General features: G+C 68.6%; 21 protein-coding genes and 1 pseudogene. 11 read left to right on the forward strand and 11 right to left on the reverse strand.

Going from position 1 to position 19,787, the window contains the following annotated elements:
* Nucleotides 1-44: 44 nt before the first annotated feature.
* Nucleotides 45-718: pseudogene (locus CVO96_RS20330) on the forward strand (IS6 family transposase).
* Between the two features lie 281 nt (nt 719-999).
* A complete protein-coding gene (locus tag CVO96_RS20335) occupies nt 1,000-2,922 on the forward strand; it encodes a sensor histidine kinase (RefSeq protein ID WP_133161903.1) in 1,923 nt (640 codons plus the stop codon).
* A gap of 288 nt (nt 2,923-3,210) precedes the next feature.
* Here CVO96_RS20335 and CVO96_RS20340 read toward each other — a convergent pair whose 3' ends face one another.
* On the reverse strand, nt 3,211-3,471 hold the full coding sequence (locus tag CVO96_RS20340) for a sensor histidine kinase (protein WP_341476195.1): 261 nt from the start codon (nt 3,469-3,471) through the stop codon (nt 3,211-3,213).
* 44 nt (nt 3,472-3,515) lie between these two features.
* Here CVO96_RS20340 and CVO96_RS21220 point away from each other — a divergent pair, with 44 nt between their 5' ends.
* Nucleotides 3,516-3,662, forward strand: coding sequence for a hypothetical protein (locus tag CVO96_RS21220; protein WP_165795476.1), 147 nt, complete (start codon nt 3,516-3,518; stop codon nt 3,660-3,662).
* Nucleotides 3,663-4,212: 550 nt separating this feature from the next.
* A complete protein-coding gene (locus CVO96_RS20345; protein ID WP_103314303.1) occupies nt 4,213-4,629 on the forward strand; it encodes a SulP family inorganic anion transporter in 417 nt (138 codons plus the stop codon).
* 117 nt (nt 4,630-4,746) lie between these two features.
* Here the strand turns inward: CVO96_RS20345 and CVO96_RS20350 are convergent, their stop codons facing one another.
* The 4 genes from CVO96_RS20350 to CVO96_RS20365 all read right to left on the reverse strand — a co-directional run bounded on the left by CVO96_RS20350 (nt 4,747) and on the right by CVO96_RS20365 (nt 8,157).
* Entirely contained in the window at nt 4,747-5,646 is a 900-nt protein-coding gene (locus CVO96_RS20350; protein WP_165795477.1) for a GGDEF domain-containing protein, read from the reverse strand.
* A 231-nt stretch (nt 5,647-5,877) separates the two neighbouring features.
* Nucleotides 5,878-6,186, reverse strand: a complete 309-nt coding sequence (locus CVO96_RS20355; RefSeq protein WP_103314305.1) for a hypothetical protein — start codon at nt 6,184-6,186, stop codon at nt 5,878-5,880.
* 277 nt (nt 6,187-6,463) lie between these two features.
* Complete coding sequence (locus CVO96_RS20360) at nt 6,464-6,871, reverse strand: hypothetical protein (protein ID WP_103314306.1); 408 nt, start codon at nt 6,869-6,871, stop codon at nt 6,464-6,466.
* Nucleotides 6,872-6,991: 120 nt separating this feature from the next.
* Nucleotides 6,992-8,157, reverse strand: a protein-coding gene (locus CVO96_RS20365) for an IS3 family transposase (RefSeq protein ID WP_103314291.1) whose coding sequence is annotated in 2 segments (ribosomal slippage) — nt 6,992-7,887 and nt 7,887-8,157 — 1,167 coding nt in all. Because the reading frame shifts where the segments join, the coding sequence is not laid out codon by codon here.
* A 37-nt stretch (nt 8,158-8,194) separates the two neighbouring features.
* Between CVO96_RS20365 and CVO96_RS20370 the strand changes: the two genes are divergently transcribed.
* From CVO96_RS20370 to CVO96_RS20380, 3 genes are all read left to right on the forward strand, one after another.
* On the forward strand, nt 8,195-8,596 hold the full coding sequence (locus CVO96_RS20370) for a GAF domain-containing protein (RefSeq protein WP_165795478.1): 402 nt from the start codon (nt 8,195-8,197) through the stop codon (nt 8,594-8,596).
* A 12-nt stretch (nt 8,597-8,608) separates the two neighbouring features.
* The gene (locus CVO96_RS20375; RefSeq protein ID WP_103314308.1) at nt 8,609-9,946 is read left to right on the forward strand and encodes a S8 family serine peptidase; all 1,338 of its coding nucleotides are present in this window, start codon (nt 8,609-8,611) and stop codon (nt 9,944-9,946) included.
* A 199-nt stretch (nt 9,947-10,145) separates the two neighbouring features.
* Nucleotides 10,146-11,777 carry a GGDEF domain-containing protein gene (locus tag CVO96_RS20380; protein ID WP_165795479.1) on the forward strand — a complete coding sequence of 544 codons (1,632 nt, stop codon included), beginning with the start codon at nt 10,146-10,148 and terminating at the stop codon, nt 11,775-11,777.
* Between the two features lie 80 nt (nt 11,778-11,857).
* Here the strand turns inward: CVO96_RS20380 and CVO96_RS20385 are convergent, their stop codons facing one another.
* The 3 genes from CVO96_RS20385 to CVO96_RS20395 all read right to left on the reverse strand — a co-directional run bounded on the left by CVO96_RS20385 (nt 11,858) and on the right by CVO96_RS20395 (nt 13,162).
* On the reverse strand, nt 11,858-12,166 hold the full coding sequence (locus CVO96_RS20385; protein WP_133161904.1) for a hypothetical protein: 309 nt from the start codon (nt 12,164-12,166) through the stop codon (nt 11,858-11,860).
* Nucleotides 12,167-12,249: 83 nt separating this feature from the next.
* Nucleotides 12,250-12,600: a hypothetical protein gene (locus CVO96_RS20390; RefSeq protein ID WP_103314311.1), complete on the reverse strand. Its 351-nt coding sequence runs from the start codon at nt 12,598-12,600 to the stop codon at nt 12,250-12,252.
* Between the two features lie 373 nt (nt 12,601-12,973).
* Nucleotides 12,974-13,162, reverse strand: a complete 189-nt coding sequence (locus tag CVO96_RS20395) for a hypothetical protein (protein WP_103314312.1) — start codon at nt 13,160-13,162, stop codon at nt 12,974-12,976.
* Nucleotides 13,163-13,603: 441 nt separating this feature from the next.
* Here CVO96_RS20395 and CVO96_RS20400 point away from each other — a divergent pair, with 441 nt between their 5' ends.
* A complete protein-coding gene (locus CVO96_RS20400) occupies nt 13,604-13,813 on the forward strand; it encodes a hypothetical protein (protein ID WP_103314313.1) in 210 nt (69 codons plus the stop codon).
* Nucleotides 13,814-14,208: 395 nt separating this feature from the next.
* On the opposite strand, the gene CVO96_RS20405 is transcribed toward CVO96_RS20400, so the two are convergent.
* From CVO96_RS20405 to CVO96_RS20910, 3 genes are all read right to left on the reverse strand, one after another.
* Nucleotides 14,209-15,096, reverse strand: a complete 888-nt coding sequence (locus CVO96_RS20405; protein WP_103314314.1) for a hypothetical protein — start codon at nt 15,094-15,096, stop codon at nt 14,209-14,211.
* A gap of 518 nt (nt 15,097-15,614) precedes the next feature.
* On the reverse strand, nt 15,615-17,045 hold the full coding sequence (locus CVO96_RS20410; RefSeq protein WP_165795480.1) for a replication initiator protein A: 1,431 nt from the start codon (nt 17,043-17,045) through the stop codon (nt 15,615-15,617).
* 699 nt (nt 17,046-17,744) lie between these two features.
* Nucleotides 17,745-18,146, reverse strand: a complete 402-nt coding sequence (locus CVO96_RS20910) for a hypothetical protein (protein WP_133161906.1) — start codon at nt 18,144-18,146, stop codon at nt 17,745-17,747.
* 230 nt (nt 18,147-18,376) lie between these two features.
* Here CVO96_RS20910 and CVO96_RS20420 point away from each other — a divergent pair, with 230 nt between their 5' ends.
* The 3 genes from CVO96_RS20420 to CVO96_RS21335 form a co-directional block, all read left to right on the forward strand.
* On the forward strand, nt 18,377-18,775 hold the full coding sequence (locus CVO96_RS20420) for a hypothetical protein (RefSeq protein WP_103314317.1): 399 nt from the start codon (nt 18,377-18,379) through the stop codon (nt 18,773-18,775).
* 407 nt (nt 18,776-19,182) lie between these two features.
* A complete protein-coding gene (locus CVO96_RS20425; protein WP_133161907.1) occupies nt 19,183-19,584 on the forward strand; it encodes a hypothetical protein in 402 nt (133 codons plus the stop codon).
* A partial coding sequence (locus CVO96_RS21335) for a hypothetical protein (protein ID WP_207795398.1) occupies nt 19,577-19,787 on the forward strand: 211 nt, incomplete at its 3' end. The genes CVO96_RS20425 and CVO96_RS21335, both read left to right, overlap by 8 nt.

Genomic DNA, 19,787 nt, shown 5'->3' on the forward strand with positions numbered 1-19,787 from the left:
GCTTGGGGTAGGCTGACCCGAAACCGTGCCGCCACCGATTTCCGATGCCGCTCATCCACCATGCCATCTGGCTGTCCCACCGCGCTCCACTCCGCGACCGCGACGTCCAGGAATGACTCGACCAGCGCGGCATTCAGGTCAGCCACGAGACCGCGTGCGCGCATGGGCCATCTCCTTCAGCCCGCTCCTCACGGCTGGTCTTCGTCACCGGGCACGCCGGCGGGGTTCCCGCTGGTACCTGGGCGAGGTCTGCACGACGGTGAATGGCGTCCGGCACTGGTTGTGGCGGGGGGTGGACGAGCACGGCTTCGTGCTCGACATCCTGCTCCAGCGCCAGAGCGACACCGAGGCGGCGAGAGCATTTCTCGTCTGCCTGCTCGGCGAATTCAACGTTCCAGGGACGATCAGTACGGACAAGCTGGCCAGCTGCGGGGCCGCCCTCCGAGAACTCCCGGCACATCAGGGGGTTGATCATCTGCGGGTGCTCTCGACCGCTCGCTGCACTCACCTGATTGAGCAATCCCACCGTCTCACACGGCAACAAGAGCGGAGTCAACGCGGCTTCTGGAACACCAAACGGACTCAGCACTTTCTGAACCTCCACGCCCGAGTCACCAACCTGATCCACCCTCGAACCAGTGTCTCCGTCTCGGACAGACGACACCATCAGCGAAAAGCGTTCCACGCGTGGTCAACGGTCGCGGCGGGAGTGGCCTGAAGTCCAGGCCACTCCTGCTCTCCGCTTGCCGCGCAGCCCGTGAAGGCAACACAACCGTTTCGGGCGTGACGGCCCTGGACGGCACCCGGGGGGGGCGCCCACCGCGCCCCCACCTTCGACCCACAGGCGCCCTGGCTCCCGGTTGCGCCGGATCGGTGGCCACGACGCCCAGCCCCAGCCGTAAGCGAGTGGCCACACTGTCCCCGGAGCCCCGACGGTCCCGCGGGAATGTCGGGTTTCCCATCGGCCCGTGGGGGGGCGGCGGGCTACGCTGGGGCCTCATGCACCCGATCCGGCGTCGACGGTGGGGACGAAGCGCCCCGCCCCCCTCGCTGGCCGGGCGACTGGCGCTCACGTTCGCGGGCGTGGCGGCGCTCGGCACGCTGATCCTGCTGCTGGTCGTGCTGCCGGCCACGACCCGCCAGGCCGAACTCGAGCAGCGCGCGGCGCTGACCCAGCTGGCGGAGGTGGCCGCGCAGGATCTCGACGCCACCCTGGATGACCGGGCCCGCGACCTGCTGTTCGTGAGCCGTCTGGAGGAGCTGCGCTCGGGCGACCCCACGCGGCTTCGCGCGCTGCTCGAGCAGCTGCAGCGCGACCGGCCGGAGATTGCCTGGATGGGCTGGGCGGATGAGGCGGGCGTGGTGCAGGCCTCGACCGGCGGGTTGCTCGTCGGCGTCCGGGTGAGTGGGCGCCCGTGGTTCCAGCGGGCCCGCCAGGGGCCCGCCGTGGTGGACGTCCACCGCGCGACCCTGCTGGAGCCGTTACTGCCCCGGACGGCCGACGGGCAGCCACGGCGCTTCGTGGATCTCAGCGTGCCCGTGTGGGGCGAGGCGGGGGCGCGGCGGGGGGTGCTGGGGGCGCACCTCAGCTGGACGTGGGTGCAGGGCGTGGAGCGCCGCGTGCGGGCGCTGGCCGCGCCCTCCAGAACCGTGGAGGTGCTCATCCTCAACCGTGCCGGCACCGTGCTGCACGGGCCCCGGGAGCTGCTCGGCACGCTTCCAGCGCAGACGTCGGCGCTGCAGGACACCGCGCCCGGCGGCCGCGGCAGCCTGCAGGCCAGCTGGGCGGATCGCCCGTACCTGGCGGGCTACGCCGTCACGGGCCGCGCCTCCGCGCCCGGCCTGGGCTGGCGCGTGGTCGTCCGGCAGGACGCCGGTCAGGCCCTGGCCCCCGTGCAGGCGCTGCGCCGCCGGGTCGCGGTATGGGGGCTGTTCGGGGCGCTGCTCTCGGCGCTGCTGGCGTACGGCGCCGCCCGGGCGCTCAGCCGCCCGATGAGCGCCCTGACGCACGCCGCCACCGCCCTCCAGCGGCGCGAGACCCACGGCCTGCCCCACCTGCGCCAGTACGCGGAGGTCGAGCAGCTCAGCCACGCGCTCCAGGGGCTGCTGGCCCAGCGGCGCGAGGCCGAGACCCGGCAGGCGCAGGTGCTGGCCAGTCTCGAGCAGCGCGTCGAGGCGCGCACGGCGCAGCTCACCGAGGCCAACGCGGCGCTCGACGCCTTCTCGGCGTCCGTCTCGCACGACCTGCGGGCCCCCATCCGGCACGTCGCGGGCTTCGCGGGCATCCTGCGCCGGGCGGTGGCGCGGGGGGACGCGCAGAAGGTGGAGCACGCGCTGGACGTGATCGATCAGGCCACCGCGCAGATGGGCGCCCTGACGGAGGCGCTGCTGGAGTTCGCGCGCACCGCCCAGCACCCGCTGCGGCGCCAGCCTGTCGAGCTGGCGGCCCTCGTGGCGTCCGTCCAGCACGAGCTGAGCGCCGGGCTGGAGGGCCGGCCGGTGCAGTGGCAGGTCGCTGACCTGCCCGTGGTCGTGGGGGACGCGGCCCTGCTCCGGCAGGTCATGACGAACCTGCTCTCGAACGCCCTCAAGTACTCGCACGGGCGCACCCCGGCCACCATTCGCGTGGTCGCCGAGTCGGCGGCCGGGGAGTGGCGGGTCACGGTGCAGGACAACGGGGCCGGCTTCGATCCGCAGTACGAGGATCGGCTGTTCGGGCTCTTCCAGCGGCTGCACCGTCAGGAGGAGTTCGAGGGCACCGGGATCGGGCTGGCGAACGTGCGGCGGATCATCGAGCGTCACGGCGGCCGGGTGTGGGCGCACGGGGTGCCGGGAGAGGGCGCGACGTTCGGCTTCAGCCTGCCCCGCCTGGACGGCGAGCCGGCGCCGGCGTGGCGGGAGGGACACCCGGTTCCGCCGTGAGCGGCCGCCCGCGGGAATCCCGACGTCACGGAGCGCGGCCAAAGCGCTGGAGAGGGCTAAAGCGGTCGCTGGGGCCAAAGGTGTCGGTGGGGCTCTCGGCGGGTTGATCGAAACGGAATGATCGATGGACGCGATTGATTCCGGTCTGAATTCGGCATCTTGGCGGCTGGGACAGCCCTGCAACTGTTCCCTGACGCCAGCCCAGGGCAAGCACGCCTCCACCCCCAGTCGCTCCGGGTGAGCGGCCGTCCCAGCCACGGCGTAGAGCCCACTCGCGGCGGACCAGGCTCACGCCTCGGGAATGACGGGCAACCGGACGTGAAAGGTGCTGCCCTGACCGGGCGCACTCTCCGCCCACAGCCGCCCGCCGTGGCGCTCCACGATCTTCTGGCAGACGGCCAGACCCAGCCCGGTGCCCCCGTAATGGTCGCGGGTGTGCAGGCGCTGGAACATCTCGAAGACCCGCTCCGGTGAGCCGGCGCGCAGCGGGAACCCCCACCGAACCCAGGCACGTGGCGGTGCGCCGGCCCGGCGCAGGCCGATCTTCAGCCGTCACCACCACCCGGCTCACCGCCGCGTGCTGCACTGGAGCCATGACCGACGCCGACCGGCCGACGCCCCAGGACTCTGTGGATGCCCGGCTCACCCGCCTGGCAGCGCTGATCGAGGAGGGCCGCGAGGAGAAACTCACCGAGGAGGAGTATCAGCTCGCCCTGGAGGCGGGCCTGATCGAGGGCTGAGCCCGGAGAGGAGCAGACGGAGCCGTGCCTGGTGGCCACCGGGCCCCGGCGTGCTGGCCGGGCGACTGCCCCGCCGCCTGGCCCGTTCCCAGGGCATGCCATCCAGCCTGCCCGGCCCTGCTCCCTCGAGATGCCCCTGCGGCGCCCGGGACAGCCGGCAGGGGATATCCGCGCGTCGACAAGACCACCGACGCGCGGTGGTCACATGACGCCGGCGGCCAGGTCGAGCGCCGGAACCGCGTCCGGGGCCGCGCCATGACCGATCCATCTCCAGCGCTGTGGCGGGCCGCGCCGCGTGAGGACGCGACCCCGACACGGCCCGCCAACCAGCACTGCTGACGTTGTCCCCCACCCGGGCACAGGGCCTGAATCGCCAGGCCAGTGAGTTCGCCGGGCCCGTCAGGCACACTGCCCCCAACCGCAGGTGCGGCACCTCCCGAGAGCGTGCCCCTGGAGAACAACGGGGGACAGCGTGACCACCGACGCGGACGTGGTTCCTGTCCCCTGGCGGCCAGCCGCCACTGCGGAAATGCAGTCCAGAGGTCATCCTTTGAACCTTGCTGCCGACAGGCAGAAGTGGTTCGGCAATGTCCGCGGCGACGTGCTCGCCGGCGTTGTCGTGGCGCCCGCGCTGATTGCCGAGGCCATCGCCTTTTCCATCAGCGCGGGCGTCGATCCCACGGTCGGGCTGTACGCCTCCTTTTGCATCGCCCTCATCACCGCCTTCATCGGGGGCCGGCCCGGGATGCTCAGCGCCGAGACCGGCGCCATGGCCCTGCTGATGACCGACCTCGTGAAGGATCACGGCGTGGCCTCCCTCTGCGCAGCGACCATCCTCACGGGCGTGATCCAGCTCGTCTTCGCCTGGGCGAAGCTGGCGCGTTACCTGAAGTTCGTGCCGCGCAGCCTGACGGATGAACCTGGCCTGAAGTGGGAGCAGGCAGGAGACGCCTCGCCCTGGGGATGAACTTAGCGCGCGGTGTCGGTGCGTGTCCTGGGTCAGCTCCGGTTCCCATGCGCGCTGCGCGGTGGGCCCCAATCACGTCGGCAGGTGCTCCGCGCCTGCCGGTGGAAGACGGACTGCTCACTCCACCCGCGCACTGCCCTTGCCGGCCCGCTTGGCGGCGTTCATCAGCGCGTCCGCCCGTCGCAGCGCCGCCCCCGCCGTGGTCTCCGCCTGCCAGACCTCGATCACCCCCACGCTGCACGACACCGTGAGCACGGCCCCCTCGATCTCCACCGGCGCGGCCAGGGCCGCCAGCACCGCCTGCCCCAGCTCGGCGGCGTCCCTGTCCCCCACCGCCCACCGCAGCAGGGCGAACTCGTCCCCATACAGGCGGGCCAGCACGTCTGACGCCGGCAGCGTGTTCCGCAGCCGCCGGGCGACGGCCTGCAGCAGGGCGTCACCGGCCGCGTGCCCCAGGCGGTCGTTGACGCCCTTGAAGTCGTCGAGATCCACGAGGGCCACCGCGACGCGCGGCCCGCCCGCGCGCCGCTGGGCCAGCGCCCCCTCCAGCACCGCCTCGAAGCCCGCGCGGTTCGGGAGCCCGGTGAGCCCATCGTGGTGCAGGGCGCGGCGCAGCGCGCGTTTCTGCTCCACCCCCTCGCTGACGTCGGTCAGGGCCACCACGGCGGCGAAGGGTTCGTCCTCGCCCGGCTGCCACAGCGGTTCGGCAGTCACCCGCAGCCAGCGGGTCGGCGCGCGGCCCTCCAGGCTGAAGGTGAGGCGGCGCTGGGGCTGCCCGCTGGCCAGGCAACGGAGAACGGGCCGCTCGTCGGGGGGCAGCGGGGTGTCGTCGTCGCGCCGGGCGTGGGTGCCCAGGGCGAGGCAGCGCTCGGCGGTCAGCTGATCGGAAGGCACGCCGAGGAGCTCGGCGGCGCGGGGGGTGTAGGCGAGCAGCTGCCGGGTGCGGCTCAGGACGAACACGCCGTCGTACAGGCCGCCGAGCACGGTGTCCAGGGAAAGCGGTGGGCGGGCGGTCATGGATGTCACAGGGTAGCGGATGGGCCCTGTCGGCATTCTTTCACCGCACCTGGTACTGGGCACAGTCTCGGTGTCGCCCGACGAAGGCCTGGGAGCTGCCGCGCTCACGTGGGGGCAGCCCCAGCGTCGCCATCCATCGGCACGTATTGGAGGCTGTCCAGCCCACCGCAATCTGCCACTCACCCCTGACCCATACGCTCAATGAGGGCGGCACCACAGCGGCACGCCGGGCTACGCCCTAGTGAAGACTTCACCTCCCCAGACCTGCTCGCTGTCCTCCAGCACGGCGCGGTCGCTGGGATCCCGATCCTGGCAGGTGAAACTCACCAGCACGAAGGTGCGCGCGGGCATCCCTTCCAGGTGGTAGCGCCCGTGGGCCCGCGCCTGGGGGCCCTCGTCCGTCCCGGCCTCAAACCTCACCGTGACGGGGTCGCCGGGGCGCAGTCCGGTGGAACCGGGCTCCTCCACCACGCCCTGGAAGGAGCGGCCGGGCCGGTGCGCCCCCCCCACCCAGCGGCCGCGCAGGGTCAGGAGACTCATCGACTCGCCGCCGGAGGCTGGCCTTGGGGGGCAGACGGCACGCCCGTCGGCGCAACCTGGCTCTGGCAAAGTGCGTGGTGAGGATGGGGGATGGTCAGGCAGCGCATGGAAACCTCCTGGAGCGGGCTGTGGGGCTGCAGGCACGGTACGCGAGCGTGGGGCGGCGGGGACAAGGCAGGGGTAAAGGGGGCTTCATGCGGCGGTGTCTTGACGATCCCGCAGGGGAGCGCAGGCGGTCTCCCAGGGCCCGCCCTGCTCCTTGAGTCTCCCGTCAGGCTCAGGCCGCGGTCAGGGCCAGGCGGGCAGAGTGCGGCCTGAAGGGGGTGCGCCCTTCTCCACCTGCCCCCGCCCCCCTCCGGCGTCCCCCGTTCCCATGTCGACCGAAGCCCAGCTCCAGCGCTACCAGCAGCTCGTCGAGACCCTCGCCGCGCTCGCCCGCAGCAGTCACCAGGTCGACGCCGTCGTGCGCACCGTGCACCAGCAGGCCAGGCGGCTGATCCCCGCCCACGTCACCCGGCTGGCACTGCCGGAGCCGGGCGGCGACGGGCGCTGGGAACTCTTCGAGGGCGAGCAGACCTCCACCCAGCGCCTGCCGTACTCCCCCGGGGGCCTCCTGGAGGGCGTGCTGCCCGGCGAGCCCCTCACGATCCCCGACATCGACGCCTACCTGGACGCGTTTCCCCACCGTGTCCGGCGCCTGCTGGAGACCCAGGACGTGATCCTCGACATCCGCGCGGAGGACGGGCCGCCCGAGCAGGGCACGCGCTCGATGATCTGGGGTTGCCTCGGTAACGCGTACTTGAAGTTACGCCACCGCGCGGTTTCCGCGCTGTTCGAATTCTACCGGCGTCAGATATCCCAGGGTCGAGTGACGCCGCTGGCGGTTGTAGAAGATTTCCAGGTACTCAAACACCTGACTGCGCCCCTCCTGGCGCGACATAAACACCGTGTCCATCATCAGTTCCCGCTTCAGGGTCGAGAAAAACGACTCCACCACGGCGTTGTCGAAGCAATCGCCTTTCCTCCCCATACTCGACTGCATTCCGCTCCTCTGCAGGGCCGCCTGGTACAGGCGGCTCGTGTATTGCGACCCCCGGTCGGAATGGTGAATCAGGTCCGCCGGTGGTGGTCGGCGGGCCACCGCCATGTTCAGGGCCGCCAGAGGCAGGTCGGTCGTGAGCCGTTCGCCCATCGTCCAGCCCACCACCAGTCGCGAGTGCAGATCCAGGATCACGGCTAAATAGAGCCATCCCTCTTTCGTCGGGAGAAACGAGATATCGGCGGCCCATACGGTGTTCGGCGTCGGTACGTCGAAGTTCCGATGCACGAGATCCTTCGCCACGGGGTGGGTTTCGTTCCGGGTGGTGGTGCGCTTGTGCTTCCGACGATCTTTGCCCTGCAGGCCAGCCGCAGACATCAGCCGGGCCACCCGCCGCCGGGAGCACGCCATGCCGTGCTCCCGCAACTCGGCATGCACCCGGGGCACGCCATACCGCCCTTTGGTTCGGGTGTGGATCTGCTGGATCTCCGTGCTCAGGACGTCGTCCTGAGCACGTCTGGGACTCATCGGCCTTCCTCGCCAGGTCGCATAGCCGCTTCTGGTCACGTCCAGCATCCGGCACATGACGTCCAGGCGGAACAAGGAGCGGTGCGCGTCGATGAATTCAAAACGCCTCACTTTTCTTTGGCGAAGAAGGCCACGGCTTTTTTCAACACATCACGTTCCTGACGGGCAATGTCCAGCTCGCGTTGCAGGCGTTTGATCTCTGCCTGCTCGGCGCTGAGGCTGGCCTTCCCGTGACCCGGGAAAGCTGATTGACCCTGCTGCTCGAATTCCTTGGCCCAGCGGTGAAGCGACGAGTCGCTGATGCCGAGATTGATCGAGACGCCGGTGAAGGTCTGGTCGGGCTCGTGGGCGAGCCGGACGGCCTCGAGCTTGAATTCTTTGGTGTACCGCTGGCGCTGTCCCATACTTCACCTCGCTGTCATTGTCGAGGCGTTTGTTCAGGTGCGCGAAATCGAGGTATCCCCAATCTTCGTGCCGCTGGAGGTGCAGGGTGAGCGGGCCGGCGTGCTCTCGATGCAGCGCTCCGACACCCACGCCTTCGACGACACCGATCTGCAGTTCCTGGCGCTGCTCGCGCCGCACGTGTCCATCGCGCTGGGCAACGCCGCGCTGCGCGAGGCGCTGGAACGCGCCACACTGACCGACCCCCTGACGGGTCTGCCCAACCGCCGCGCCTTCAACGGGGAGGTGCGGGCGGCGCTGATTGGTCGCAGGGCCGAGTCACACAGCGGTCACATGAAAACGAGGGCAAGGGAATGTGGGATCGTCACCCCCCCAGTGAGGGCACAACCAGACCCTCGTCCGCGATTCGCTGGTCACGGGGGAGTCACACAGCCGGCCTAGAGTGCACGCACGATGCCCGAGACCACTCCCATGCGTAGCCTCACATCTTCCCCTCCATCTGCCGGAACGGTGCAGCCCGGTCGGCACTGGGGGCGGGTGCTGGCTGCCCCGGCGCTGCTTTCCAGCCTGCTGCTGGCGGCCTGCTCGGGCACGCCCGCCGTCTCGCCGCTCGCCGGGGCCCGGCTGAACCTGCAGGCCCAGGCGACCACCTCGGGGTATGCCAAGATCATCCGGGTCAAGATCGGCGCGGCCGACACCCAGGCCAGCCTCGCGGCCGCCTATCCGGGCAGCCAGTTGCTGACCTTCCACCCGGAGGAGCTGTACGCCACCCTGGCCGTGAACACCTACAAGACCTCGGCGGCGGTGCTTTCCGAGGAAGCCAACATGCGCCTCAAGCTCGGCGAGGCCAACGCGCAGGGCATCACAGCCTGGTCGGGCGGCGCGACCGCCTGGTCGGGAGGCTTCACGGTCTGGACAGGCACAGGGGCCGGTCAGGCGAACTCCTTCCCAGACAATCAGGCGGTCTGGAGCGTCATCCAGCTGTCGGGCGGTCAGACCCGGGCGCCCAGTCTGGGCCGGGGCGTCACGGTCGCGGTGATCGATACGGGCATCGACGTGAATCACCCGGCTTTCGCGGGCCGCCTGAACCTCAGCCGCGCCCGGGATTACGTGGACGGCGACACTTCCCCGGCGGAAGTCAACGGCAGCGCCACGGGTGCCTCGGCCGGATACGGTCACGGCACGGCAGTCGCCGGCATCATCACCCAGATCGCTCCGAACGCCACCATCCTGCCGCTGCGGGTGCTCGGCCCGGACGGTTCGGGCGACCTCGCCAGCGTGATTCAGGCCATCGACTACGCCGCCGGGGCCGGGGCCAGGGTCATCAACCTCTCGCTGGGCAGCGCGGCCGCCTCCAAGGCGCTGACGGCCGCCGTCGCCACAGCCGGCAAGGCCGAGGCGCTGGTGATGGCTTCGGTGGGCAACAGCGGGGACGCCAACGTCACCCACCCCGCCGCCACCGCCAGTTCGTTCAATGCCGAGATGAGCGTCGCGAGCGTGACCACCCTCAAGACCCGGTCGGCCTTTTCCGCCTTCGGCGCCGTGGAGATCTCGGCTCCGGGCGAGCAGATCCGCACCGCCTTCCCGGAGGCCCGCACCGTGCTGGCGACCGGCACGTCCTTCGCCACCCCCATCCTTGCGGGGGTCGCCGCCCTGGGGCTGTCGGCCACGACGAAGGCGGCCAGTGGCCTTCCTGGGTTGATCATGAACAGCGCGAGTCCGAACCTCTCCGCCGACCTGGGTACGGGCACCGTGAATGCCGACGCCTTCCTCGCGTTGGCGGCCAAGTAACGGGCCACGAGTCTGGTTCGGGCCGGATACGGCGGCGATTCGGGGAACCCGCCTGGACGAGGGCAGAGTGGGCGGCCGGTGTGCCACATGTGCGCCGGCGCGCCGTGAACCGGTTGATACACTGTGCCCCCATGCCCGGTCGCCTGCCCGCTTTCGCCCTGAGTCCGGGGCCGCGGCTCTGCTGGGGAGGCGTATCCGCATGAACCCGAGCGTCATGGAGCTGATCGAGCGGGGCTGGGCGGAGCGCCACCGCGATCCGGGTCAGACCCAGCGGCTGGGCACAGAGGCCCTGTCTCTGGCCGAGGCGCTGCAAGACCGGGCCGGGATCGGCTACGCCCAGCGGAATCTGGGCACCGCCGCGTTCTTCACCGGCGACCTGCGCGCCGCCCTCGATCACCTGGGCCACGCCCTGACGCTCGCCCGCGAGCTGGGCGACCTGACCCTGGAGCGCGACTGCGCCAACTTTCTGGCCGGCGTCTACAGTTCGCTCTACAACTACGACCGGGCCGCGGAGTCCTGTCTGCGGGCGCTGGAGCTGTCGCGGACGCTGAGCGATCCGGTGGGCGAGGCCAACGCCTACGCCAACCTGGGCGTCATTCACGTGGAGACCCGGCAGTACCGCGCCGCATTGCCCTATCTCCAGCAGGCTCTGGAGCGGCAGCAGCGCCTGGCCAACGCCGCTGGAGTATGCAACGCCGCACAGAACCTGACCGAGTGTCACCTGATGCTGGGGGAGGTTGCCCAGGCGCAGCACTCCGGCGAGCTGACCGTGACTGTGGCCCGACAGATCGGCTTCCGGCGCCGGGAACTCGAGACCCTCTCCAAACTGGGCAAGATCGCGGATGCCCTGGGCGAGCACGACCGGGCGGCCGAACTGCATCAGCAGGCACTGAAGGGGGTCAGCGGACTCCAGGTTCCAGAGAGTGAGATCTGGGTCGAACTGGAGGCCAGCCTCAACCAGCTGGCGCTGGGGCAGCTGGACGAGGCCGGAAGGCTGCTCGAGCAGGCCCGGCAGCGCGCCGAGGACAGTGGACTGAGCGCCCTGCTGGTCGAGTACCACCGCCGCATGGCCACCCTGGAGCGGCGGCGCGGCGAACTGGAGGCGGCCCTCGACCACCTGGAGCGCGCGCACCGACTCGAACGCTCGTTGCTCGATCAGGAAGTCCAGCAGCGCTCGAACGCGCTGATGATCCAGTACGAAGTCGAGCGCGTGAAGGCCGAGGCTGAACTCTACCGCCTGCGGACGGTGGAACTCGCCCAGGCCAATGCCCAGCTGGAACGGGCCAATCAGGAGAAGTCGGCCCTGGTGGCGGCCCTCGAGGCCCAGTCGCTGGCACTCGAGCGGCAGCTTCGTGAGGACGCCCTGACCGGGGTGTACAACCGGCGTCACATCGAGGTGGTGTTGCAGGAGGTGTTCAGGGCCCAGCAGCGCGCAGGCCGCCCCCTGACAGTGGTGATGGCGGACATCGACAATTTCAAGCGCATCAACGACACCTGCTCCCACCCGGTGGGCGACCAGGTGCTCCGGCAGGTCGCGGGGCTGCTGCGCGACGGATGTGGCCCCCATGGAACAGTGGCCCGCTACGGCGGTGAGGAGTTTCTGCTGGTGTTGCCTGACTCCACGCGTGAGCAGGGGCTGGCCCTGTGCGAACGGCTCTGCCAGCAGGTGCAGGACTTCGACTGGAGCACCCTTCACCCGCACCTTCGGGTCACCCTGTCGTTGGGGCTGAGCGCCCGCGGTGACGTCCCGAACCACGAGAAGCTGGTGGCGGCGGCCGACGAGCGGCTCTACGAGGCCAAGCGGGCCGGCCGCAACCGGGTGGCGGGCTGACCCGATGTCAGGAGCCTGGGCAATGGTGCCCCCGCCGCTCCGGAACGGCGCCCGTTCAGGGCGCGCACCTGGGCGCCGGGTCAGCAGCGGCTGAATTGAATCAGGCGAACCCTGATGGTCTGCTGGGGGCCGCTGATCCGGAGCCCGGCGGCGGCCTGACCCACCTGTAAGCTGTTCCAACTTGGCCCCGGCCAGAACGGCTGATGCAGAAGGCGTTGATTCGAGGAGGTGCAGCGCAGTTCGTTCTCCTGCCGGGCGATTCGGCTATTCGTGAAGCGACCGCTGTAGATGTCCCGGCCCACCAGGGTGAGGTGGTGGCCTCCGACCTCCAGGGCGCGGGTGAAGGTCGTGCTCGCGCGGGTACAGCCCATGAGCAGGGTGAGCCCCATCAGGGTGCTGATGGAGAGGCTCCACCCAGGAGCTGTGGGGGCGGACAGGGTTTGGACGCCACCCGCATCCAGTGGGCGGGTCGTCACCGCTTCACCACGTCGACCAGTTCGCTCCTGTACATCCCGAGCGCGCTGGGGTCGGCGGTGTGCAGCCAGGCCTGGGCGCGGTAGAGGCCGGGGGGCAGCCGCCGGCCATCGTTGGCAAAGCCTGACCAGGTGCAGGAGAAGCGCTTGACCTCTGATGGCCGGAGGGCGTACGGCGCGTCGATGGTGCGGATGGACTGACCGTGAAAGCAGTTCCAGATCGGCAGGCCCCGAGCGTTGAAGACCACGACGTCGGGTTCCAGGGGCTGGGCGAGGCGCAGTTCGGTGGGGGACAGGGCGAGGTTCCGGAGCGTGGTGGTGAAGACGATCGGAGGGGTCGTGCTTGCCATCAACTTCATCGCAACCGGCAGACTTCCCAGCCGGGCGACGGGTCTCCCCTCCCCCCCGCCAGCAGACGCCGGAGCCAGGGCCAGGGCAAAGGGTAAGAACAGGAGCAGCAAGCGGGAAAACATGGTGGGATCACGGTACTGGAGAACGAGGCAGTCACTCTACACTCCAGATATATCTGCCGATATCTGCAAGGGAACATGACATTTTCCCCTGCCCAGTTTTCCTTCACTTCAGCCCTTGCCTAAAATCATGGTGACAGAAAGCGTCAACACAAGCCGGGGAAAAAACGAGAAACCAACGGCCCGAGCCACAGCGACATACGGGGAAAGGGAGCACGGTCGAGACCGTGGCGGAGGGGAAAGAGTTCGCCCCTTACGGAATCATCAGAGTCAACACCAACGAAGCCAACAGCAACAAGACCCCCACCATCACAAGACTTATACAGACCCGGCGCAGTCGCAGGTGATGACGCCAGGCACCGACAATTCCCACCACGAGGGCCACCAGCAAACACAGCAACGCCAGCGAGGCGGTCAGATTGACCAGCAAGTAGAGGCGCATGCCGCAGCATGCCGTAAGGCACTGTGGACAGTGTCCACTGATCGACAGCCCCCCACAGGGTGGTCATGAATCCCCTGTACAGGGCGGGTCTATTGCTCCCCGCATCCATGCTGTCCACCACTCCAACTCTCTTCCCCTCACCATCCGCCTGCCAAGCCATCTGAACCCCACCAGCCACACGCTCTAGCCAACGCCCAAGACCAGCAGAGAACACAGGAAAGAGCCAGGGACTCCAAAGCCGGAAGCCACCAGCCCAGGCCGGGGCCAGAGCGGGGGTGAAGGGGGATGGAAGGGGGTGGGGGTGGGCGTGGAAAAAGCAGAGAAGACAAGCAAAAGGTGGGCTGATAGTAAACCAAATATCGAGCGGTATACATAACTGGGAATTACACTCACCCACGCCACACCCCGCTACACTGGCCACGCCCCGAGGTGGTGACCCCCATGCCCCGCACCAAACCCACCCCCCGCCCCAAGTACCACCAGACCTCCCCCGACCACCTCGCCACCGCTGAGCAGCTGAAAGCCCTCGGGCTCAAGCCTGGGACGAACGAACCCGACGCCCTCCTCGAATACACCCACGGCACCACCAGCGGCCTGTGCGCGCTCTATGACCGGGCGAAAGCGGTAAAGGTCGAGGTGGAACCCGCGTAACGAGGCAGACGAAGGAACACGCGGCTTTCCCGCCCCTCACGGCCGAGGCCCTCGCCCCCCTGCTGGACGCCGTCCGCCAGAAGGGGCAACGGGATGGGTCGGAGTTCGTGGAGGAATCCCACGAGGTCAGTCGGACGGTGGGGTTCAGCCTCGCCCAGACCTTCGTGCTTGACGATGTCCGATCTGAACTCGTGGTCAACGACCAGGCGCGGCTGCACGTGCAGGAATGCGTGCAGAGAGTTGGGGACGAATCGGCCATACTGCGGCCCGTCGCTCACCCCCGGGGTCTCCCCTTCCCCAGGGGCCTGAAGCGAGTGGACGGGGAGAGGGACGGAAGGGGCAGACGAGCACCACGCTGTCGCGGCAGGCTCGCCAGAACACCCCACGTTCAGCGATCAATTCCGGAAGGCCAGGCTGGCGAGCTGGGCCGAGTACTGCCCCGGCGCGTTCTCCCGCACCGTCAACACGCCGGTCAGCTCGTTCCTGTCCCGATCCGCAAAGCTCCACAGGCTCGTCACCGTCTTGCCCGTCACGCTGCGGTTCAGCAGCGTCCACCCCGCCGCCTTCAGCTGGATCCCGTAGGTGTCCAACAACCCCGTCAGGTCGAGCGGGGACTGCACCGACGCGAACGAGCTCCAGCTCCCCCCTCCCCCGCCCGTCCCGCTCGGCTGCACGGTGGTGCCCGCCGGGGGCCGCAGGGCCGGCAGGTTGCTCTGCGGCTCCCCGCCCATCCGCTCCCGGAATCCGAGCTGCTCACGGAGATTCCGGTCGGTCGTCACGCTGAGCGTCACGCGGGTCACCGCCCCCACCCGCCCGACCTGCGCATTCAGACTCACCAGCTGCGCCAGGCGGTAGTAGGCCAGATACTCCGGGGGCTCGGCCGCCTGGAAGCCGCCCCCTCCGAAGGGCCCCGGATTCCCCGGGAAGCGTGTCCAGCCCAGGGCAGCGAGCGCCGTGCTCAGGGCCGTGCGCACCTGTGCGGGCGCGGCCGGGCTGTCATAGAAGACGCTCTGCGAGCTGGGCGCGTCCGGGGTGCGGCTCTCCCGCAGCACGCTGCCCAGCAGGCGGCCGCCCGGCGGGACGGGCAACGGCCCGAGCGGGCGAGGCGGCAGCCGACCGACGAGCAGCTGCGCGTCGAGCGCGACCGGCCCGTAATCGCTGCTCAGCGCGCGCAGGGTCAGCTCGCGCTCGCGGGCCAGGTCAGTCGGCGTGGGCACGGGGGCGGGCTGGGCCAGGGCCGCCGACAGCGTGAGCAGGGCCAGGATGAGCGGGAGACGGGGCATGAGACCTCCGGAAAAGGAGCGGAAGGGAGACCGGTAAGGGATACCACCATGGTACCTGGGCCGGCGCCGTGGTGCAGCCTTGAGTGATGATCTTTTAAGAATTAAAAGCTTTAAAAGAATTGATTGATCATCATCAAGGAGGGCATTGGCTCGCGTGCAGGATGGTAAATTCCGCGATTTTCCCCCACAAACTACGAGGATTTCACCCACAAACTACGAGCTTTTGGCCCGATTTTCCCCCACAAACTACGAGCCTGTCCTCCACCCATTCCCCCACAAACTACGAGCTTTTCCCCCCGCAAACTACGAGTCTGACCGGGGAGCAGGACGGGGTCTAGAGTCCTCTCAGGCGTGCTTTGCCCCGCAAACTACGAGCCTTTTCGCCCTCTTTCCCCCGCAAACTACGAGCCTGCCCTGCTCGTGTCACGCTCAGCGTCTCAGACGCCCTTTTTGATCTTCTTCCCCGGCAAACTACGAGGGTTTCTACCGCCCTTTCCCCTGCAAACTACGACACCCAGTCAGGGTGTCAGTGAGGGCGTCCAGGCCCCCCGCAACAGGTCACGCACTTCCTGATACACCGCGTCCTGGGCGGGCTGGCCCTGGCTGAGCGCCTGAATGGAGCGCCGCACGAGCTGCCGGCCGTCGAGCTGGCCCTGGGTGAGCCGTTCGCCCAGCTGGCTGCGTTCGGAAGCGTCCAGGCGTCTGAGCAGCCCGGTCAGGCTGAGCTGCCGCAGCACCCAGTCCAGCAGGGCTTGGCCGCTCAGCTCCGCCACCTCACCCTCGTACTTCGCCTCCAGCTGAACGAGATCCTGCTCCGGCACGGCGGGTGCTCCAGCCGGACGGGGGGACGCCGACGAGGCCCCAGGGACGGCCCCGGCGTCCAGGCCGGCATAGTCCTCCGGCCGCGTGACCATCGCCACCATCAACCCGCCCCGGTTGCCCACCTCGGTGCGGGCGGTCTTGAGGTAGTGGTCAAAGCGCCGCGCCGCCTGGGCGATGCGGTCAGGAAAGACATTGGTCAGGCGCAGGGCCATCCCCCGCTTCACGCCCCGGGCGAGGAGCTGCTCGACCAGCTCGGGCCGCTGGGTCTGGGGCGGCTCGCCGAAGACGTACTCCAGCGCCGCCCCCATGCCCCGGCCGCGCCACACCACGTCCTGGAGGTAGTGCCGCGCCACCAGCTCGCTGTGGGCGCCCGAGAGAGCGTCGCGCACCTTGTCGGAGCGCGCCGAGAGGATGCCCAGACTGTCGGCCCAGTCGCGCAGGGCCACGCTGAAGCCCGGCGCCAGGCCGTCGCTGCGGGCCTCATCGAAGCGCCGCGCGTCCAACTGGCGGTAGAGCGCCCGCACCAGCGGCTGACTCAGGCTGGTGTAGAAGGCCACGTCCAGCGGCTTGATGTAGCCGGCCCGCAGGTTCTCCATGATCGGATCGGCCAGGCGCACGGTCAGCACGCTCGCGCCGCCCAGCTCACTCTTGGCGTTGTAGGCGAGGTAGCTCACCTGACTGAACATCTGGGTGCTCCACATCTGGGCGCCCTGCCGGTACCAGCCCTCCTTGACGGTGTACTTGGCATCGGTCAGCCGCTTGAGGGCTGTCTCCAGAATGCGGTAGTACTGCACGGTGGTCGGAAAGCCGCTGGCTTTGAGCAGCCGGTAGGCGCTGGTGCTGAACTTGCCGTCGCTGGGGAGCCCGGCCTCGAAGCACAGGCTGATCAAGCCCACCATCACGTCGTTGTCCAGGCCGTGCGGCACCGTCTGGCCCTCAGAGACAGTGCAGACGATGGAGGCGGGCCGGCCGTCCGGCAGCGTGACCGCCCGCGACCAGGTGCGCAGGGTGGCCGGCACGGTTTTCTGGGCGCTGATGAGCCCCAGGCGGCCGAGGTTGCGTTCGTCGTGACCGGTCATCCCGGCGTCCCCGGGCAGGGGAACGGGGCGCACGGCTTTGGGGGACATGGCACCATTGTACCGGGCGGGCCCGGCGAGGCTGAATCCATCTGCCTGACGGCCGGCCAGCGGTGGCCGCACACAAAGGGACGACGCTGACAAGCTCTGGGCAATGTTTGACAGTCGAAGCGGCCGCAGGCGCGCCTGCCGATCATGGTCGGTGTCCCCTCGACGCTGACCAGATCTCCTCAGTAATGACGGGACGTACGGGGTCAGAACGAGAACCGCTCGGCTGACCACAGTCATCACTGGTTTGCTGGTGATGCACACTGGGCCGCCGCGTTATGGCGAGCGTCCCAGCACCCGCGCTACCCGTACCTCCTTCCTCGCCTCCGCCTGTCACCACCCGGAAGTACGGCACAGTCGACTCTGGCCTGAGCCATAGCCAGACGATGACCGGCACACCCAGGGCGATCAGAGCGCAGGTGCGCGACCTGACCAGCAACACACCGGCATGCCTGCAACCCGGAGGGCGCCACGGACAGGCCGATGACTGTGCCGTCACGTTCCGCCTGGGCGTGGCGTTCCGGCCACCGTCATCCCCCACAAGGCTCGCTCTTGATTGCGAACCGCAGTTGGTGAAGGTCTGGGACGTGCACGGCATGATGCGGAGCTGGAAGCCGGAGACCGCGTGAATCGGCCCCACGGGAGGGGTAGGCTGGGCCGCTTCCGAGAGGCCCATGCCCACGGCCGCCCTCACCACGAGCATCAGCCGGGAACCAGACAGACCTGCGTCCCTGAAACGCCGAACAGCAACCGCTCCCGCACATGCTGTGTGCGGCTGTCGAAGAACCCAACGAAGGAACCGCGCTCGAACGTGGCCACCATGAGCTGTGCATCTCCCTGCGGCACCCACGCGAGCTGGCCTGTCAGCAGCACCAGGTCTTTGCCAAGCTTCAGGCCCGAGCCTGTGAAAGAGAGCGACAGGCCTTCCAGCACGGCGTCCGTGATCTCATCCTCAGGAATGCTCGCGTTCAGCAGTCGTGCGCCGGCTGGAATGACGGGCCGACCGTCGGGGCCAGTGCGGGAAGCCAGCGCAGCACAGACGGAGGCCTGGGGTACGGGGGTGACCTCTTTGGCTTCAAGAACCGGCAGCAGATTGGCCGTCACTCGGGACGCTACCGTGAACGATGGGGCGAAGACCGCACCTCCATCCGTTGAGATCAGCAACAGACCACTCAACAGGACTATGCGAAGATTTCCCATGCAGTCACTCTAATCCAGACTGCGTCAGACAGCAAACCTTCTGGATACACTGTGTGGAGATTGATAGACAGTGTCAGACATAACCCTGCTCATCCGGCTTGAGGAACCCACCTCATTCCGCGTACCATGTCGCCATGACCAGTGCAGTGGACACCCGACCGGCCCCCGTCGCCTTCCTGTCTGACCTCATCGCCGACATTCCCAGCGACCGTCGCCAGCGCTTCATCATCAACCTGAAGAACGCCATCCGCATCGGTGTGTTCGACGGCGCTCCTGTGAATCATCTCTTCGACATGGAGTACGTCGGACGGGGTGAACACAGCCGGCCGGCGAGGAAGACGGCCTCAGAGCGGGAGTACGCCGTGGAGAACACCGCCGAGTTTCAGGCGTGGCTGGAGCAGCAGACCTCGGCTCCCCTGCACCTGTCCCCCTTCGCCACGAAAGACGCCATCCTCAGCGGCAGCGTCAGCATGAAGGACTTGGCCGAACAGTTTCGTAGGCGCACGGGCAACCGCAAAGGCAAGCGCAAGTAAGCCTGTCGCTTCCCGCAGAGAGGCACATGGTCGGGTTGCGTGTGCCTTTCTGCTCTGGCCTGGTTCAAGCACCCGGTAGACCAGCCAGCGCGAGCACCAGCAGCAGCGGGGCAGAAGGCGGGGTGCGAGATCGGCGTTCCATCAGAGCGCGAAGGCACGGGCCCGTGCTGGGGTCTCGTGGGCCAGGATTCCTCCCGTTCTAGGCGAGCGCGGTGTCGTGGGTGTGGGGCGCCTGGGACGAGGCGACCGCATGGAACCCCTCTGAACGCTCCCCTCCAGCGGTGCTCCGGGGAGCAGAGGGGTTAGGGCAGGATAAGAGACGTCTACGATGGAACATTTCTGCATACTAGAACGAGAAATGATCGTCTACGCCTTGTTTTTTCGTCTACGATTTGTATGCTTGTGGCATGGCGAGGATTTCGGTGAGTGCTCGGGTAGAGCCGACGGTGTGTGAGGCGATCGACAAGTTGGCGTCAGCCAACGGGCTGAAGCGCTCCGCCATGGTGGAGGAGCTGCTGGTACTCGCGCTGGGGCAACAGGAGACCGAACTGGCGTCCACGTTCCTGATGCCCAGATTGGAGGGCATCCTGACGGGGTTGTTCGACCGTCACCTGCGTGATCTGCGGCTGGTGATGGTGCACGCCGCGCTGGAGAGCAGCATTGCGTCGCGGCTGACGCTGTTCAAGTACAAGGAAGACAACGGCTACGACGTGCACCAGCTGTCGAGTCTGCGTGATCAGGCCTACAAGGCGGCGACCAGGAACCTGGGGCGCAAGGGCGTCAGGGACGCAGACCTGCAGGATGAGTAACGGCCTGGGACGGGGCAAGGAGGTTCGTTCCTCGGCGCCTCGTGCCGCGCAGGTGCAGCGGATTCAGATGCGCGCGGCGCGGCGGAGGGGCGGCCTGCAAACGCGGGTGGTGATCAAGGCGAACTACGTGCGCGTGGGAGGCGCGCGTGGGCCCAGTGCCGCTGGAGCAGGGCGAGCGTTCGCCTCCGCCAACTACATGATGT

Origin of the sequence: Deinococcus koreensis, from assembly GCF_002901445.1 — a bacterium.
In the GTDB taxonomy this organism is placed as follows: Bacteria; Deinococcota; Deinococci; order Deinococcales; family Deinococcaceae; genus Deinococcus; species Deinococcus koreensis.

Excerpts from the sequence above, each read along its gene's own strand:
- CVO96_RS20335 (WP_133161903.1), top strand. The coding sequence starts at position 1,000 with ATGCACCCGATCCGGCGTCGACGGTGGGGACGAAGCGCCCCGCCCCCC.
- CVO96_RS21220 (WP_165795476.1), top strand. The coding sequence starts at position 3,516 with ATGACCGACGCCGACCGGCCGACGCCCCAGGACTCTGTGGATGCCCGG.
- CVO96_RS20350 (WP_165795477.1), bottom strand. The coding sequence starts at position 5,646 with ATGACCGCCCGCCCACCGCTTTCCCTGGACACCGTGCTCGGCGGCCTG.
- CVO96_RS20355 (WP_103314305.1), bottom strand. The coding sequence starts at position 6,186 with ATGAGTCTCCTGACCCTGCGCGGCCGCTGGGTGGGGGGGGCGCACCGG.
- CVO96_RS20375 (WP_103314308.1), top strand. The coding sequence starts at position 8,609 with ATGCCCGAGACCACTCCCATGCGTAGCCTCACATCTTCCCCTCCATCT.
- CVO96_RS20380 (WP_165795479.1), top strand. The coding sequence starts at position 10,146 with ATGAACCCGAGCGTCATGGAGCTGATCGAGCGGGGCTGGGCGGAGCGC.
- CVO96_RS20385 (WP_133161904.1), bottom strand. The coding sequence starts at position 12,166 with ATGGGGCTCACCCTGCTCATGGGCTGTACCCGCGCGAGCACGACCTTC.
- CVO96_RS20390 (WP_103314311.1), bottom strand. The coding sequence starts at position 12,600 with ATGGCAAGCACGACCCCTCCGATCGTCTTCACCACCACGCTCCGGAAC.
- CVO96_RS20395 (WP_103314312.1), bottom strand. The coding sequence starts at position 13,162 with ATGCGCCTCTACTTGCTGGTCAATCTGACCGCCTCGCTGGCGTTGCTG.
- CVO96_RS20400 (WP_103314313.1), top strand. The coding sequence starts at position 13,604 with ATGCCCCGCACCAAACCCACCCCCCGCCCCAAGTACCACCAGACCTCC.
- CVO96_RS20405 (WP_103314314.1), bottom strand. The coding sequence starts at position 15,096 with ATGCCCCGTCTCCCGCTCATCCTGGCCCTGCTCACGCTGTCGGCGGCC.
- CVO96_RS20410 (WP_165795480.1), bottom strand. The coding sequence starts at position 17,045 with ATGTCCCCCAAAGCCGTGCGCCCCGTTCCCCTGCCCGGGGACGCCGGG.
- CVO96_RS20420 (WP_103314317.1), top strand. The coding sequence starts at position 18,377 with ATGACCAGTGCAGTGGACACCCGACCGGCCCCCGTCGCCTTCCTGTCT.
- CVO96_RS20425 (WP_133161907.1), top strand. The coding sequence starts at position 19,183 with ATGGCGAGGATTTCGGTGAGTGCTCGGGTAGAGCCGACGGTGTGTGAG.